Annotated in this window: 14 protein-coding genes and 1 riboswitch; of the genes, 3 read left to right on the forward strand and 11 right to left on the reverse strand. The window is 36.8% G+C overall.

What is annotated here, in order from left to right; genetic code table 11:
* Window positions 1-191: 191 nt before the first annotated feature.
* Window positions 192-1,568 carry a 23S rRNA (uracil(1939)-C(5))-methyltransferase RlmD gene (gene rlmD / locus BAQ48_RS07100; RefSeq protein WP_071710536.1) on the reverse strand — a complete coding sequence of 459 codons (1,377 nt, stop codon included), beginning with the start codon at window positions 1,566-1,568 and terminating at the stop codon, window positions 192-194.
* Window positions 1,569-1,689: 121 nt separating this feature from the next.
* Window positions 1,690-1,791: riboswitch (purine riboswitch) on the forward strand.
* A gap of 202 nt (window positions 1,792-1,993) precedes the next feature.
* Between rlmD and BAQ48_RS07105 the strand changes: the two genes are divergently transcribed.
* Window positions 1,994-3,190: a NupC/NupG family nucleoside CNT transporter gene (locus BAQ48_RS07105; protein ID WP_001200500.1), complete on the forward strand. Its 1,197-nt coding sequence runs from the start codon at window positions 1,994-1,996 to the stop codon at window positions 3,188-3,190.
* Window positions 3,191-3,240: 50 nt separating this feature from the next.
* On the opposite strand, the gene BAQ48_RS07110 is transcribed toward BAQ48_RS07105, so the two are convergent.
* Complete coding sequence (locus tag BAQ48_RS07110; RefSeq protein WP_071710537.1) at window positions 3,241-3,948, reverse strand: hypothetical protein; 708 nt, start codon at window positions 3,946-3,948, stop codon at window positions 3,241-3,243.
* Window positions 3,949-4,484: 536 nt separating this feature from the next.
* On the opposite strand from BAQ48_RS07110, the gene BAQ48_RS07115 reads away from it, so the two are divergent.
* Both BAQ48_RS07115 and BAQ48_RS07120 read left to right on the forward strand, forming a co-directional pair.
* A complete protein-coding gene (locus BAQ48_RS07115; protein WP_071710538.1) occupies window positions 4,485-5,567 on the forward strand; it encodes a polysaccharide deacetylase family protein in 1,083 nt (360 codons plus the stop codon).
* A 116-nt stretch (window positions 5,568-5,683) separates the two neighbouring features.
* The gene (locus tag BAQ48_RS07120; protein ID WP_000007358.1) at window positions 5,684-6,913 is read left to right on the forward strand and encodes an aminopeptidase; all 1,230 of its coding nucleotides are present in this window, start codon (window positions 5,684-5,686) and stop codon (window positions 6,911-6,913) included.
* A gap of 40 nt (window positions 6,914-6,953) precedes the next feature.
* Here BAQ48_RS07120 and BAQ48_RS07125 read toward each other — a convergent pair whose 3' ends face one another.
* From BAQ48_RS07125 to gatC, 9 genes are all read right to left on the reverse strand, one after another.
* Window positions 6,954-7,277 carry a DMT family transporter gene (locus tag BAQ48_RS07125; protein ID WP_000641002.1) on the reverse strand — a complete coding sequence of 108 codons (324 nt, stop codon included), beginning with the start codon at window positions 7,275-7,277 and terminating at the stop codon, window positions 6,954-6,956.
* Window positions 7,278-7,324: 47 nt separating this feature from the next.
* Window positions 7,325-8,776, reverse strand: a complete 1,452-nt coding sequence (gene gabD / locus BAQ48_RS07130; protein WP_071710539.1) for an NADP-dependent succinate-semialdehyde dehydrogenase — start codon at window positions 8,774-8,776, stop codon at window positions 7,325-7,327.
* Entirely contained in the window at window positions 8,769-10,136 is a 1,368-nt protein-coding gene (locus BAQ48_RS07135; protein ID WP_071710540.1) for a sigma-54 interaction domain-containing protein, read from the reverse strand. Before BAQ48_RS07135 ends, gabD begins: the two co-directional genes overlap by 8 nt.
* 115 nt (window positions 10,137-10,251) lie before the next feature.
* Complete coding sequence (gene gabT, locus BAQ48_RS07140; RefSeq protein WP_071710541.1) at window positions 10,252-11,616, reverse strand: 4-aminobutyrate--2-oxoglutarate transaminase; 1,365 nt, start codon at window positions 11,614-11,616, stop codon at window positions 10,252-10,254.
* A 154-nt stretch (window positions 11,617-11,770) separates the two neighbouring features.
* Window positions 11,771-12,517, reverse strand: a complete 747-nt coding sequence (locus BAQ48_RS07145; protein ID WP_071710542.1) for an HAD family hydrolase — start codon at window positions 12,515-12,517, stop codon at window positions 11,771-11,773.
* Between the two features lie 140 nt (window positions 12,518-12,657).
* Window positions 12,658-13,563, reverse strand: a complete 906-nt coding sequence (locus BAQ48_RS07150; protein WP_071710543.1) for a diacylglycerol kinase — start codon at window positions 13,561-13,563, stop codon at window positions 12,658-12,660.
* A gap of 471 nt (window positions 13,564-14,034) precedes the next feature.
* The gene (gatB, locus tag BAQ48_RS07155; RefSeq protein WP_001047679.1) at window positions 14,035-15,462 is read right to left on the reverse strand and encodes an Asp-tRNA(Asn)/Glu-tRNA(Gln) amidotransferase subunit GatB; all 1,428 of its coding nucleotides are present in this window, start codon (window positions 15,460-15,462) and stop codon (window positions 14,035-14,037) included.
* A gap of 14 nt (window positions 15,463-15,476) precedes the next feature.
* Window positions 15,477-16,934 (reverse strand): Asp-tRNA(Asn)/Glu-tRNA(Gln) amidotransferase subunit GatA, encoded by a 1,458-nt coding sequence (gene gatA / locus BAQ48_RS07160; protein ID WP_000051441.1) that lies wholly within the window; start codon window positions 16,932-16,934, stop codon window positions 15,477-15,479.
* Window positions 16,935-16,948: 14 nt separating this feature from the next.
* Window positions 16,949-17,239: an Asp-tRNA(Asn)/Glu-tRNA(Gln) amidotransferase subunit GatC gene (gatC, locus tag BAQ48_RS07165; protein ID WP_000086999.1), complete on the reverse strand. Its 291-nt coding sequence runs from the start codon at window positions 17,237-17,239 to the stop codon at window positions 16,949-16,951.
* Window positions 17,240-17,369 lie beyond the last annotated feature (130 nt).

The following is a 17,369-nucleotide window of genomic DNA, read 5'->3' on the forward strand; positions in this document are numbered from 1 at the left end:
AATCAGCAATAGTTATTTTAACTAAAATCGTTGCTGAATAGTATTTTTATAAAGTGAAACTTTAATCAGTGGTCCCCACCTAACTTCTTTGCTTTTGCTGAATTTTGAAGTAGGGGTCTTACGATCCGCAAATAGCGGGATAAACCAAAAAGCAGGTGGTATAGACTTTTTCTATATCAACTGCTTTTTTATTATACCAACTTAAGCCAAGCCACACACTCCACATGAGTCGTATGCGGGAACATATCAACAGGTTGTACTTCCTGCGTTTTATATCCGCCTTCTTCTAATACTTTTAAGTCACGTGCTAATGTCGCAGGGTTGCATGATACATATACGACGCGTTTTGGCTTCATGTCAATGATTGTGTTTAGTAATGCTTCGTCACAACCTTTACGCGGCGGATCTACGACCATTGTGTCAGCAATTACGCCTTCTTTGTACCATTTTGGAATGACTACTTCTGCTTCTCCTACTCCAAACTCAGCGTTTGTCATATTGTTTAGTGCTGCGTTTCGGTTTGCGTCTTCGATTGCTTCTGGAACGATTTCAACACCGTACACTTTTTTCGCTTTTTGCGCTAGGAATAAGGAGATTGATCCGATTCCGCAATATGCATCAATTACTGTTTCGTTACCGTCTAATTTTGCGTATTCTAACGTTTTATCGTATAGCACTTTCGTTTGTTCTGGGTTTACTTGATAGAATGAACGTGCTGAAATCGCAAATTTAATGTCACCGATAAAGTCATAAATATATTCTGATCCGTACAATACTGTCGTTTTGTCTCCGAAGATTACGTTTGTACGTTTCGGATTTACGTTTTGAACAATCGATTTTACTTCTGGGAATTTCGCTGTGATTTCTTCAATAATCGCTTGTTTGTTTGGCAATTCTGCAGTACGCGTAATGAAGACAAGCATAATTTCCCCTGTTACTTGTCCATAGCGAGCCATTACGTGGCGAAGTGTTCCTTTGTTTCGCTCTTCGTTATATGCCGAAATACCGTGCTTTTCACAAATACGTTTTACTTCTTGAATTAATGTATCGTTTTCTTCCGCCTGAATTAAACACGATTCCATATTAATGATGTCATGTGTTCCTTGACGATAGAAACCTGCTACAAGTCCGCCTTCACGTTCTCCGATTGGTACTTGTGCTTTATTACGGTATACCCACGGGTTTTTCATGCCAAGTACAGGGTGAACAGGAATATCGCCTAGTCCGCCAATACGCTGCATCACGTCACGTACTTGTTTTTCCTTCGCTTGTAATTGTCCTTCATATGTTAAGTGCTGAAGCTGACAACCGCCGCACTGGTTATATACTGGGCACTCTGCATCTTTACGATATGGACTTTCTGTATGAAGCTTCATTAAACGACCAAATGCGAAGTTTTTCTTCACTTTAATAATTTTAATTTGAGCCTCTTCACCTGGTAAGCCGTTTTTAACGAAAATAGGATAGCCTTTTACTTTCGCAACACCGGCACCATCATGTGTTAAATCTTCAAATACTACATCTATAAACTCGTTTTTTTCAACTGGTGGCGTCATTTTTGTACTCATTTTCCGACCTCTCTTTTTCATAACACTGCGTTACATTTTATCATACTTATATGGTCTATTTCTATTGGAAGAAAAAAAGCTATTGACGATAGTTCTCTAGTAATGTTACGCTACTACTAATTTAATACGGACGATGTTACCTCATATATACTTGATAATATGGATCGAGAGTTTCTACCCGGCAACCTTAAATTGCTGGACTATGGGGAAAACTAATGAATATTAGCCTATGTGCAAAAAAGGACTCATATTGATTAGCTTTCTCTCATAGATGAAAGTGAATCCATATGGGTCTTTTTTTATTTTTATTTTTCTAAAAGGTCAGACATCTTACGTATGACATAAAACCTTTCCGTTTTATTTTTAGTAATATAACGAGCGTTTTATGTACAAACTTTATACGAACTTCTGAAAGGGGCAACTACATGCAATATGTAATGAGCATTATCGGTATTCTTGTCGTTTTAGGTTTATGTTTTGCTTTGTCAAACAACAAAAGTAAAATCAACTTCCGTGCAATTGCTATTATGATTGGTTTCCAAATTTTAATCGGTTGGTTTATGTTTGGCACAAAGATTGGTCAACAAATCATTATTTTCATTAGTAAAGTTTTCAACAAACTAATTAAACTTGGTACGACAGGTGTCGATTTTCTCTTTAATGGAATTCAAAGAGATTTTGTCTTTTTCTTAAATGTATTATTAATTATCGTATTTTTCTCAGCACTACTTTCAATCTTTAGTTATTTAGGTGTTTTACCATTCATCGTTCGCATTGTCGGCGGTGCCATTTCAAAAATTACTGGTTTACCACGCGTCGAATCATTCCACGCAGTAAACTCTGTATTCTTCGGTTCAAGTGAAGCGTTAATCGTTATTAAAAATGATTTACAACATTTCAATAAAAACCGTATGTTTATCATTTGTTGTTCTGCGATGAGCTCAGTTTCTGCTTCTGTTACAGCATCATACGTAATGATGTTAGATGCAAAATACGTACTTGCAGCTCTTCCGCTAAACTTATTCTCAAGCTTAATCGTTTGTTCGCTATTAACACCAGTTGATACGAAAAAAGAAGACGAAGTAATTCAAAAATTTGATAGAACTCTATTCGGAGACAGCTTTATCGGTGCAATGATTAACGGTGCGCTTGATGGTTTAAAAGTAGCTGGTATCGTTGCGGCGTTAATGATTGCCTTCATCGGTGTGATGGAAGTTGTAAACTACGTAATTAGCGCAGCTTCAGGTGCAATGGGACATGCTATTACATTACAACAAATCTTCGGTTATATACTTGCTCCATTCGCATTCTTAATGGGTATTCCAGCTCAAGATATTATCCCGGCTGGTGGTATTATGGGTACGAAAATTGTATTAAACGAGTTTGTAGCAATCCTTGATTTAAAAGGTGCAGCTGCAACATTATCTCCACGTACAGTTGGAATCGTTACAGTATTCTTAATTAGTTTCGCAAGTATTAGCCAAATTGGTGCGATCGTTGGTACAATTCGTGCTCTTTCTGAAAAACAAGGAAGTATCGTATCTAAATTCGGTTGGAAAATGCTATTTGCATCAACACTTGCTTCTATTTTATCTGCGACAATCGCTGGATTGTTTATTTAACAAAGAAAATCACCTTTGCTTACACAGCAAGGTGATTTTTTTATTATCATTTAAGAAACTGAGGAAAACTCTAATGCCTCTTCCTTATTAATAATTTCTCCCTTATATTTACCTTTCACCGAAATATCAATAATTGATTTATTTCCTGTTTCCATTTTCCCTAAAGAAAACATATATATTAAGTCATCTTTTTTTAACATCCATTGTTTTCCGTGCCAAGGACCAGTTAACTTCTGCTCTGGGGATGCCAGTATCTCTCCAAAATATTCACATTCTCCTAGAGATGTTTTTACTGTATTCTTCTCCGTATCAATAACTATATATTTAAGAAGCTTTATACTTTCACTTGAAAAAATCTCTACTTCATGATCACTTTTTTTCTTAAATTTAAGCTTTCCATCCTTTGTATTCACCAATTTACTTTGATCAATTGCATTTAGTACAAACTCATACTCTTCTTTTGTAACACCGAAATTAAGATGATATGGAAGACTTTTTTTCTCAGCATGCTCTTCTATGTATTTTAAATACCATTCCATATTATTCGCTAGATGCTCTCTCATTCTTTGACCAATATTCCCTACTTTTTTAAGAGTATCTGGATCCATCTCTAACGTCATAATATCCGCCGTAACTTCCGCGTTCATAAGATGTGCTGGAATATACTCCTCCACACTATTCACCTTACTCACTTCACTTTGACAACCAACTACAAATAGCGATATGAGAAGGATATATACTATTTTTTTATATTTCATTTCTGTTCTCCATTCCGTACATCATTCTTACTTACATTTATAGCGGTTCTTATTATAATCTAAAATCCTTATATTTTAATAAAAATAGCATCTATATGCAAAATTGCATATTAATAAGCCCTTCCTTTACTTTAAAATTACCTTAAAACATTTACCAAAATATACAAATCAAAAATTAAAATGCTATAATTTGTAAAAAAAGTATATTGGAGGACCTTATGAAAATTCACGCCCTTTTCGATTTTTTACACTTACTAGTCTTGAGCATGAAAAGCTATTATGTATGGGGAATGCCTATCTATGTCTTCATTATTCCTCTTATCTTTATAGTTGGTTATATTATTATCAATTTGAATAAAAAACGAAAGAATACATCTATTCAAAGCCACTAATCTATCACCCTAATCCCCCTAAAAATCATATTCCCCTCATTTTCTTCAAATGATATGATGAACAAGGGTATATCCCCACCACTCTTACAGCGGTGGGGATTTTAATGTAAATATGCAACATAATACACAATAGAAGGTGATTTTATGAGAAAATACGCAGCAATTGCTTTATGTACATCTGCCATTCTAGCAGGCTGTAATACTAGCAATGTAAGTCAAGAACCTAAAAAAGAGAAAAAGGTTCAAGAAGTTAAGAAGCAAGAAGAGACTATGCAAGAACAAGGTAAAATTTCTTATAATCCAATTACACACGAATCTACAAACACAAGTATTCATATTACAGACATTAAGGATTCTTTAACCGAGGTACAATATACAATTTGGCGCACTGCTGATGGAAAGGAACATGCTAAATCCTTTTCTTCTAAAGAAAAGGAAAAACAATTTCCCCTTCCTTTTGATATAAAAGAGTTTGAAGGAAAACGCGGTGAATTTCAAATTGAAGCAGCAGGAATAAAAGAAGATGGGAAAACAATTCCACTCACAAAATCTACTATTACTTTCGAGCAAAAAGTTCCTGTTCTCATGTACCATGCAATTGATGATTATCATGGTCAAGGCATTAAAGACCTATTCGTATCACCAGCTAATTTTGAAGCCCAAATGAAGTATTTAAAGGACAATGGCTATACATTACTAACTTTTGAACATTGGGGCGATATAAATAAAGTAAATAAACCTATTTTCGTTACATTTGATGATGGTATGAAAAATAATATGAATGCATTTCGCATTTTACAAAAGCTAAGAGATGATACGTTTAAACCAACAGCAACAGAATATATGATTGTTGATAACGTTGATGCAGAAAGCTCTCTTTCTACATCTGAAATAAAAGAAATGGTTGATTCCGGTATTTTCTCAGTGCAATCTCACACAGCAACGCATGCTGATTTACCGAAAATTACAAACTATGAAGAAGAATTAAAAGGATCGAAAGAAAAGCTAGAAAAAGTAACAGGTAAGCCAGTTATCGCTATTGCTTATCCGTTCGGTCATGTCGATGATAAAGTCGTCGCAGAAACGAAGAAATATTATCAATTTGCAACGACAACGAAGCCTGGACAATTCATTACAAAAGGTGAACCCGATGAATTGCTAAAGATGAAACGTGTTCGTATACACCATGCAACTACTGTGGAGCAATTCGCCTCTTCCATTAAATAAGTGTGGGAGCTCAATGCATGTTGAGCTCTCTTTTTAGTTTATATTTATATATATTTTTAGAATTTTCTTGTATTATATAAAGTAAGAAATCTTTCAAACTAAAGGAGATTATACATATGTCATTTGAACAAACGTTAGAGAAATATGCTGCTCTTGCAGTTAATGTTGGTGTTAATATTCAACCAGGACAAACTTTATCAATTAGTGCACCTCTTGAAGCTGTACAATTTGTACGCCTCGTTACAGAAAAAGCATATAAATCTGGTGCAAAACACGTATATGTGGATTGGAATGATGAGACGTTAACACGCTTAAAGTTCGATCTAGCTCCTGAGGAAGCATTCGCTGAATTTCCATCTTGGAAAGCACATGCTCGTGAAGAATTAGCAAAAGAAGGTGCTGCATTTATGTCTATTTATGCAGAAAACCCTGATTTATTAAAAGGTGTAGAACCAACACGTATCGCGACAGCTCATAAAGTAGCTGGTGAAGCAATGAAAGTATACCGTGATTACGTACAAGCAGATAAAGTAAGCTGGTGTGTCATTTCTGTTCCTACGAAAGAATGGGCTGCGAAAGTTTTCCCTGACGTAGCACCAGAAGAACAAGAAGCAAAACTATGGGATGCTATTTTCAAAGCTACTCGCGCTGATTTAGAAAACCCTGTAGAAGCATGGAAAGAACATGATGAAACACTACATACAAAAGTTGATTACTTAAACGAAAAGCACTATACAGCTCTTCACTATACAGGTCCTGGGACAGACTTAACAATTGAACTTCCAGAAAAACATGTATGGGCTGGTGCAGGTAGCTTAAATGAAAAGAACGTACCATTTATGGCTAACATTCCAACTGAAGAAGTATTTACAATGCCACTTAAAACAGGTGTAAACGGTCAAGTATCTAGCACAAAACCGTTAGCATTTGCAGGTAATATTATTGATAACTTCACGTTAACATTTGAAAATGGCCGTATCGTAGACTATAAAGCTGAAGCTGGTGAGGAAGCTTTAAAACATTTAGTAGAAACAGATGAAGGTTCTCACTTCTTAGGAGAAGTAGCTTTAGTACCTCATGACTCACCAATTTCAAACACAAATATTTTATTCTACAATACGCTATTTGATGAAAACGCATCTTGCCACCTTGCAATCGGAAATGCTTATGCATTTAACTTAGATGGCGGTAAAACAATGTCTAAAGAAGAACTTGCTGAAAATGGTGCAAACGCTAGTATTACACATGAAGATTTCATGATTGGATCAGCTGAACTTGATATCGATGGTATTACTGCTGATGGCAGACATGAGCCTATCTTCCGTAAAGGTAACTGGGCGTTTTAATACAAATAAAAGGCTATCTTCCACACCGGAAGATAGCCTTTTATGATGCCGATGAAACCTTAAGCCCAATGACACCCAAAACAATAAAAAGAATACAAAATGCTTGGAATAAGCTAATATGCTCTTTAAAAAAGTACACACTAATAATTGTAATAAGCAATGTTCCCACACCAGACCAAATCGCATAAGCAATGCTTAAATGAATCTTTTTCACAACGATGGCGAACACACTAAAACAAATACCATAAAATACGAAAATAAGTACACTTGGAACGGGCTTTGTTAAACCATTTGATAGTTTCATCGCAATCGTTCCAGCTACTTCAAAAATAATTGTTACAAGTAATAATAGCCAATATATCATACTAGAATCTCCTTCTCTGTTACCTTATAGAGATTCTAGTATACTACTTATAGTCCTAATGAAATATATTTAATTTCTAAATATTCCTCGATACCGAAATGGCCTCCTTCACGGCCAATGCCACTCTCTTTAAAGCCACCGAACGGTGCTTGTGCAACTGATGGAAGTCCATCATTTAATCCGATAATACCGTATTCTAACGCTTCACTAATTTGGAATGCTTGACTAATATCTTTCGTGAAAATATACGCAGCCAAGCCGTATGGTGTATTATTTGCTCTTTCGATTACTTCTTCAACTGTTTTAAATTTCGCAACTGGTGCGACTGGTCCAAATGTTTCTTCAGTCATACAAAGCATCGTATCATTTGCCAACCCAATTACAGTCGGTTGCATGAAATGTCCATCTAACTCTACAATCTGTTGGCCTCCATATAAGAGTTCTCCACCTTTTTGAACTGCATCTTCGATATGTTCTTGTACTTTCGAAACTGCATTCTCATCAATAAGCGGCCCTACAGTCGTTCCATCACCGAAGCCGTCTCCTACTTTCAGCTGCCCTACTGCCTTTTGGAACTTCTCTACAAATACTTCGTATACGTCTTCTTGAACGAATACTCGGTTTGTACATATACACGTTTGTCCTGCGTTACGGAATTTTGAACCAATTACCGCTTCTACCGCTTTATCTAAATCTGCATCATTCATTACGATAAATGGAGCATGACCACCTAACTCAAGCGAAACTTTTTTCATCGTTTGCGCAGCACTAGCCATTAATTCTTTCCCGATTTCCGTTGATCCTGTAAAGGACACTTTTCGAACGCGTCCATCTTCCATCCACGTATCAGCAATTGCTTTCGCACTACCTGTTACAATATTTATTACACCTTTTGGAATGTCTGCTTCATGAGCTAATTCAGCTAATTTCAATGCAGTTAACGGCGTTTGACTTGCAGGCTTCACAACTGCCGTACAGCCTGCTGCAAGCGCTGGGGCTACCTTTCTCGTAATCATAGCAGCTGGGAAGTTCCAAGGTGTAATTGCTGCCATAACGCCAACTGGTTGCTTCATAACTAAAATACGTTTATTCGGATGAGAAGCAGGAATCATTTCACCATATACGCGCTTTCCTTCTTCTGCATACCATTCAACGAAGCTATTTGCATAATTCACTTCACCAAGTGCTTCTGCAAATGGCTTTCCTTGCTCCTTCGTCATAATCGCTGCGATTTCTTCTTTATTTTCATCAATAAGCGTGAACCACTTTTTTAATTTCACTGCTCGATCTGCTGCTGTTAATTTTGACCATGATTTAAAAGCCTTATGCGCAGCATCAACAGCTTGCTTTGCCTCTGTTACGCCGCCCTTTGGTACAGTTGCAAATATTTCCTTCGTCGCTGGATTATTTACTTCGATTTGCTCTTGTAGTGTAATCCACTCACCATTTATATACATCGCCTTTTTCTCTACATTTACGAACGTCGCTTTTTTATCCAATATTTTCTTCCTCCTCTATAAGTTTCTTTATTTTCCTAGTGGCAGCAGATTGACTTATTTTTAAAAACTCCGCTACTTTATAACTCGATCCATATGTTTTATATGCTTTCAAAATAATATTCCGTTCTACTTCTTCTAACATTTTATAGAGACTTTGACCGGACTGTTCAACCGTTGATTCTTGCATCGCTATTGGCAGATCTTCTATCGTAACGATATCGTCAGCAGTTATAACAATTCGCTCAATCACATTTTCAATTTCTCTATTATTTCCTTCCCAGGGGTAACCAACAAACATTTGCAATGTGCTAGGTGCTAATTTTACATTCCGGCCATATTTCTCGTTAAAGTGTTGTAAATAATGATAAATGAGTGGCAAAATGTCTTCGGTTCTTTCCCGGAGTGGCGGAATTAAAATTGGAATGACATTCAGACGATAATATAAATCTTTCCGGAATGTTCCTTGTTTCACCATCATACTTAAATCTCGATTTGTTGCCGCTACAATTCTAACATCCACTTTTTTTAATTCTCTTCCGCCAATAGGGCGAAACGTTTTTTCTTGCAACACTTGCAAAAGCTTCGCTTGAATTTCAAGCGGCATTTCGCCAATTTCATCTAAGAAAAGAGTTCCTCTATGCGCTACCTCTAATAATCCCTTTTTCCCTTCACGATTCGCACCTGTAAAAGATCCACCTGAGTATCCAAAAAGCTCTGATTCAATTAAATTCGTTGGCAATGCCGCACAGTTAATTTCATAGAAACTTTCATTCTTCCGGTTACTCACTTCATGTAAATGACGTACTAATCGACTCTTCCCTACTCCTGTCTCACCTAAAACGAGAACTGTACTATCTACCACGGATACTTTCTTGATTGTCTCGACTATTTTTTGCATAGCGATACTTTTAAAAATAAGTCCTTCATGTTCATATGTTTCTCTTAATTCTTTTTTATATGTTTTTAATTGATTATCCATTTCCTCGACCTTTTGACGTAATTGATAGAGTTCAGTAAGGTCTCGAGAATAACTGATCACTCTTCTTAAATTTCCTTCATCATCAAAAACGGGCCTTGTACGAACGTGCAAATACTCTCCTGATTTTGTCGTTTGAACAAGTTCAATTGGTCTCTTCTTTTCTATTACTTCTAATGTTGCTGACGGATAAAAGATCTCATCCTTTTGCAATTCTTTCACATGCTTACCTACTAACTCTTTAGCAGCTAATTGATAGTGCCTTTCACATGTACTATTTACACGCACAACGATTCCCTTTTCGTCAGTTACAAAAATTTCGTCAAACGCATATTCAAATACATCTTGTAAATCCATTAACATTCGTTCCTTTTCTGCAACCATCCTAGCCACTCCTAACTTCCAATCCATCGATTCACTTCACTACCTTTATTATAAAGTGAATTTTCTGCATTTTATATAGAGTCAGCTAGAATGTTTGCGATTTATTATTTAGCTTTTAAACATGTGCAGTATTTGCTTTCTCATAACAGACTTGCAATGATTCTTCAATGATTGTTAATCCTTCTTCAAGTTGCTCATCTGTAATAACTAATGGCATTAACACACGAATAACATTTCCATACGTTCCAGCAGATAATAAAAGTAACCCGCGCTTATTTGCTTCTGTACATAAATTAGCTGTTAATACTTTATCTGGTACTTTCGTTTTGCGATCTTGAACGAGTTCAAATGCACACATCGCTCCTAACCCACGTACATCACCGATACAATTGTATTTATTTTTCATCTCTTGGAATCGGTTCATGACGACTTGACCTAATTCTATCGCTCTATCATTTAATTTCTCTTTTTCTATTACATCAAGTACAGCTAATGCAGCCGCACATCCCAGTGGACTTCCTGCATACGTTCCACCAAGCTCTCCCGGTGCAGACTCATTCATAATTTCTTTACGACCAATGACACCACTTATCGGTACACCAGCACCTAACGATTTAGACACTGTAATTAAATCTGGCACGACATCATAATGATCAATCGCAAAGTATTTTCCTGTACGGCTAAAGCCTGTTTGAATTTCATCTGCTACAAATAAGATGCCATGCTCTGAACAGATGCTTCGTACTTCTTGAACAAATTTCTTACTTGGCACGATGAACCCACCTTCTCCTTGGACAGGTTCCATTACAACGGCTGCAATTGTTTCTGGTGCTACTTCTGATATGAAGAAGTTCTTAAACTCTTCAATGATAAAATCATCATACTGCTCTTCCGTTAATCCTTCTGGACGACGGTATTCATATGGGAATGGCGCTTTATATACTTCTGGAGCAAATGGACCGAATCCAAATTTATATGGTTTTACTTTACTTGTCATCGTCATTGTCATTAATGTACGTCCGTGGAAGCCTTTTGAAAACGCAATAATACCAGGTCTTTTCGTGTATTTACGAGCGATTTTCACCGCATTTTCAACTGCTTCTGCACCACTATTTAAAAATAGTACTTGCTTATCAAAATTCCCTGGTGCTAATGCCGCAAGTTTTTCTGCTAATTCAATATATGGCTCATACATCATGACATTAAATCCAGTATGAATGTATTGATCTACTTGTTTATGGAGCGCCTCTTTAACGACTGGATGACAATGCCCTACGTTAATTGTTCCGATTGCTCCTGCGAAATCAATGTACTGATTGCCATCAACATCTGTTACAAGAGCACCATTTGCAGATTGTACAAACGTTTGGATGCCGTTACTTACTCCTTTTGGTACTATATTTTGGCGGCGTTCTAATAAAGACGCTGCTTTTGGTCCTGGAATTTGTTCATTTACTTTAGCAAATTTTTTTGTGTTCATTGCATACCCCATCCTTTTCTTTACATTGTTTTCTCTTTTTATTGCAAAATATATGCCAACTTTCTTTTCTAGCATTCATCCTATATTCTTTGTATCTAGGCATAAAAAATAAGTCTATAAAGACTCATAGAGAGTCTTTATAGACTTATTTTTCTTACACGTTAGACTTTTCTTGCTCCCAAATAAACTCACCTGCATGAGAAATCAAATCCTCAACAGATTGTACTACTAAATCCGCAAGTGGTTCTAATGTTTGGCGATCCCCTGTACCAGATAGCACTCCGATTCCGTAGCAATCGCCACCGTTTTTAGCTAAATGTAAATCCGTCGGCGTATCCCCAACGATTGCTACTTCACATGTCTCTAAATGAAATTTTTCACAAAAGGATTCTACAATTCTTTTATCTGGTTTTTGTGCCGGAAATGTATCTGAAGCTACAACATAATCAAAAAAGGACTCTAATTGATACTGTTTTAAAAATAATTCTGTCGGTGCGAAATCATCAGCTGTAACAACACCTAAAATAAATCCTCTATCCTTTAAACCTTGTAAAATCCTCGGTAAATCTGCTGTCATTTTCATATAGGAGCGGTGCTCATACATAAGCGAAAACAATTTTTCACTTACCCACTCATGCATCTCCTCTTCCTTAGAAGACGCAATATGCTTACAAAGCCCCTTTGCTACATCAAGGCTTGTTCCAGCCGCTAATGCGCTACTCGGATGGACAAATGTCCCCTCCACACCGATCTCCTTTAGTAAAGCCTGCTGCATTGACTCTGGGAGTTGATATAATTTTATACAGTCCGCTACAAGTTCTTCAGCTACTTTTATCCAAATTGAATGAAAATCCATTAATGTCCCATCTTTATCAAATAGTATTGCTTTTACCTTCTCCATAGCACACCCTACCTCTCGTCTCTTATCTCCTCCAGTGTATCAACAAAGTATGGATATAAAATAAACGAATTGTAAAAATACCATAAAAATCAAACCAACTTCCAATTTACAATTCCTCTATACAAAGAAAAAGGATGCCTTTACAGGACATCCTCTTGATGTTCAGGAACGAATAATTCGAGACAATGGTACATATTTTCAAATTCCATTGGGGCATCCCCACCATATTCACCGTCTAAATTAATCATTAGTTTATCTGGTGAATGGACTTTAATTCGATTCGCTTGTGTATATAATACTTTCGGATTATTAATATGTTCACCGCGTTGTGCTTGCGTTGCTGCTTTAATTAGATCTGCGATAGACCCCTTTTTCAGTACTAATAAATCAAATAACCCATCGTTAATAGATGCATATGGTGCTACCTTTTCAAATCCACCAACTGAACGAGTATTTGTAATTAAAAACATCGTAATTTCTTCTTGTAGTAACTTCCCATCATACTCGATTTCAACGTATGTCGGATGTAATGACGGTAACATTTCGATTCCTTTTAAATAGTAAGCAAGCTGACCTAATACCGTTTTTAACTTACTTGGTACTTCATATGTTAATTCGGTAATACGACCGCCACCAGCAATATTAATGAAATATGTATCATTTGCTCTGCCAAGATCTAAAGGAACTGTTTTTCCTTCACAAATAATATCCGCAGCCTCTTCAATAACACGAGGTACACCGATTGCACGCGCAAAATCATTTGTCGTTCCAACTGGAATAATTCCAAACTTTGGACGGTGCTCATGTCCCACTAAACCGTTCACTACTTCATTTAACGTGCCGTCGCCACCAGCTGCGATAACAACATCAAACTTACGATCCGCAGCTTGCCTCGCTGCCACAGTCGCGTCTCCAGGACCCGTTGTCGCATGACAAGATGCTTCATATCCAGCTTGTTCTAATTTTTGTAATACTTCTGGTAAGCTCTTCTTAAATAGCTCACGCCCAGAAGTAGGATTATAAATAATTCTTGCTCGCTTCATCATTTATTAGCACAGGAAATTTCTTTATTCATTGAAAAAGAACATACCGAAACTCCTTTCAGTATTCCTATGCCTACCTCCTCTCATCTTCCTATCCTACTTTTATCCCTCTCAAACAGGCAGTAAGAACCCGATTCGTGTAGCCCATCAAAAGTAAATATTCATTTCGATGGTTTTGTTTTATTTGGCAAAAAAAGTTATGCCCATCTATTTCCTCACAACAATTTACATATAACGAATAATAATTATCTATTATTTCATGAGATGAAAAAAACCTCTATGTCTAGATTTATCATTATTCCCACCTTTTTGCAACTATCATACCATAGTCACTATACAAACATTTTTTCACTTTTGACAGTTAATCAAACGTTTGTTTAAACGATTTCCCCTCATTTAAACAAACGTTTGATTAACCTAGAAAAACACCCATGTGTGGGTGTTTTTCTGCTTAATCTTTAAAAGTTACTACTATTATCGCTTATTAATCTCTTCAAGTAAGATTTTATTAACAAGCGGTGGATTTGCTTGTCCTTTTGTAGCTTTCATAATTTGACCAACTAAGAAGCCAATTGCACGGTCTTTACCGTTTTTAAAGTCTTCGATAGATTGCTCATTATTATCAAGAATTTCTGTTACAACTTTACGAAGTGTACCCTCGTCAGAAATTTGAACAAGACCTTTCGCTTTAACGATTTCTTCTGGGTCTCCACCTTTTTCAATTAATTCATTAAATACTTTCTTCGCGATTTTCGAAGAAATTGTACCTTTTTCAATTAATTGAACCATTTTAGATAAACCAGCAGGCGTTAATGCAACGTCTTTTAATTCTTTTTGTTGTTTGTTTAAGTATGCAAGCACTTCACCCATTAACCAGTTTGATGTTAATTTCGCATCAGCACCGTCTGCAACAGTTGCTTCGAAGAAATCAGACATCTCTTTCGTTAATGTTAATACGTGTGCGTCATAAGCTGGTAAGCCAATTTCTGCAACGTAGCGAGCTTTACGTGCATCTGGAAGTTCCGGAATAGAAGCACGAACTTCTTCTTTCCACGCATCATCGATGTAAAGTTCAACTAAGTCTGGCTCTGGGAAGTAACGGTAATCGTCAGATCCTTCTTTCACACGCATTAAGATTGTTTTCTTTGTTGCTTCATCATAACGACGTGTTTCTTGTTGGATGATACCACCAGATAATAATTCTTTTTCTTGGCGCACTTGCTCGTGCTCAAGACCTTTTTGTACGTAAGTGAATGAGTTTAAGTTTTTCAGTTCCGCTTTTGTACCGAACTTCTCTTGTCCAACAGGACGAAGGGAAATGTTCGCATCACAACGTAGAGAACCTTCTTCCATCTTACAATCAGATACACCAGTGTATTGAATGATTGATTTTAACTTCTCTAAATATGCATATGCTTCTTCTGGCGTACGCATATCTGGCTCAGATACGATCTCGATTAAAGGCATACCTTGACGGTTATAGTCTACTAATGAACCATCAGCTGTATGCGTTGATTTACCAGCATCTTCTTCTAAATGAAGACGTGTAATACCGATACGTTTCTTTTTACCGTCTACTTCGATTTCAATCCAACCATTTTCACCGATTGGCTTATCAAATTGAGAGATTTGGTAAGCTTTCGGATTATCTGGATAGAAATAGTTTTTACGGTCGAACTTCGTTTCCGTTGCGATTTCACAGTTTAATGCCATTGCAGCTTTCATTGCAAAGTTAACTGCTTCTTTATTTAAAGTAGGAAGTACCCCTGGGTATCCTAAGTCAATTACACTTGTTTGTGTATTTGGCTCCGCTCCGAATTCTGTTGGACTCGCAGAGAAAATTTTCGAATTTGTTTTTAACTCAACGTGAACCTCTAAACCAATAATTGTTTCTAAATTCATCTATGCTCGCCTCCTTACAGACTTGCTTTTTTTGTATGATAGTCTGTTGCTTGCTCAAACGCATGTGCAACGCGGTAAATTGTCGCTTCATCGAAGTGTTTACCAATGATTTGTAGACCAAGTGGCATGTTGTTAGCACCGAATCCACATGGAACAGAAATCGCTGGAACACCCGCTAAGTTTACTGGGATTGTTAAAATGTCATTTGCATACATTGTCATTGGATCATCAACTTTTTCGCCCACTTTAAATGCAGGAGTTGGTGTTGTTGGTCCAATAATAACATCGTAGTTCGCAAATACATTTTCAAAGTCGTTTTTAATTAATGTACGTACTTGTTGTGCTTTTTTGTAATATGCATCATAGTAACCAGAGCTAAGTGCAAATGTACCAAGCATAATACGACGTTTTACTTCATCACCGAAACCTTCACTACGTGTGTTTTTGTATAGATCTAATAAATTATTTACATTATCAGAACGAACACCGTAACGTACGCCATCGAAGCGTGAAAGGTTAGCAGATGCTTCAGAAGAAGATAATAAGTAATACGTTGCTAGAGCGTATTTAGAGTGTGGAAGAGATACTTCTTCCCACGTTGCGCCCATACCTTCTAATACTTTTAAAGCAGCTAGTACTGACTCACGAGCTTCTTCGCCAACACCTTCGCCTAAGTATTCTTTCGGTACAGCAATGCGTAAACCTTTAACGTCGCCTGTTAAACCAGCTAAGTAGTTTCCTACTTCAACGTTTGCAGAAGTTGCATCCATACGGTCAATACCTGAAATAGCTTGTAATAAGTATGCATTATCTTCTACTGTACGTGTAATCGGTCCGATTTGGTCAAGTGAAGATGCGAATGCTACTAATCCGTAACGAGATACGCGTCCGTAAGTTGGTTTTAAACCTACAACGCCGCAATATGCAGCTGGCTGACGGATAGAACCACCCGTATCAGAACCTAGAGAGAATAATACTTCTCCTGCTGCTACAGCTGCTGCAGAACCACCACTAGATCCGCCTGGAACATAATCTAAGTTCCATGGGTTTTTCGTAGCGTAGAAACCTGAGTTTTCATTTGAAGAACCCATTGCGAACTCGTCCATGTTTAATTTACCGATTGTAATTGTGTCAGCAGCTTTTAGCTTTTGCACAACTGTCGCATCATAAATTGGATCGAAGTTTGCTAACATTTTGCTCGCACAAGTAGTACGAAGACCGTTAGTTACAATGTTATCTTTTACACCGATTGGCATACCGAATAATAAACCATTATCTTCAGCACCAATCTTAGCGTCTAATTCTTTCGCTTTCGCGCGTGCGTTTTCTTCATCTAATGTAAGAAAAGCTTTTACGTTATCTTCAACATCCGCAATACGTTTGTAAGATTCTTCTACTAAATCCGTAACGGAAATTTCTTTGTTGTTTAACTTCTTATGTAACTCTGATACCGAATGATCAAATAATGACATCGAAATTCCCTCCTCTATTCTAATACTGCTGGAACACGGATTTGATTATCTTTGTGATCCGGTGCATTTTTTAATACTTCTTCTACTGGTAAACCTTTTTCTGGTACATCTTCACGCATAACATTTTTCATAGTTAATACATGAGTTGTTGGTTTTACATCTGTTGTATCTAATTCATTTAACTGTTCTGCAAATGTAACAATTGCATCTAGTTGTTTTTGAAATTTTTCTGCTTCTTGATCAGTAATTGCAAGACGTGCTAAATGTGCAACGTGCTTTACATTCTCAACGGAAATTCTTGACACGGCTAGGCCACCTCCATAATATATCGTTCAATCTACAATACTATTGATGATACCAAATTTTCAGTACTTCAAGCAAGTCAACACACGGCACTTACTGCATTTTTACATAAAAAAAGAAAGGCAAACGCCT

Source organism: Bacillus luti (genome assembly GCF_001884105.1).
Lineage (GTDB): Bacteria > Bacillota > Bacilli > Bacillales > Bacillaceae_G > Bacillus_A > Bacillus_A luti.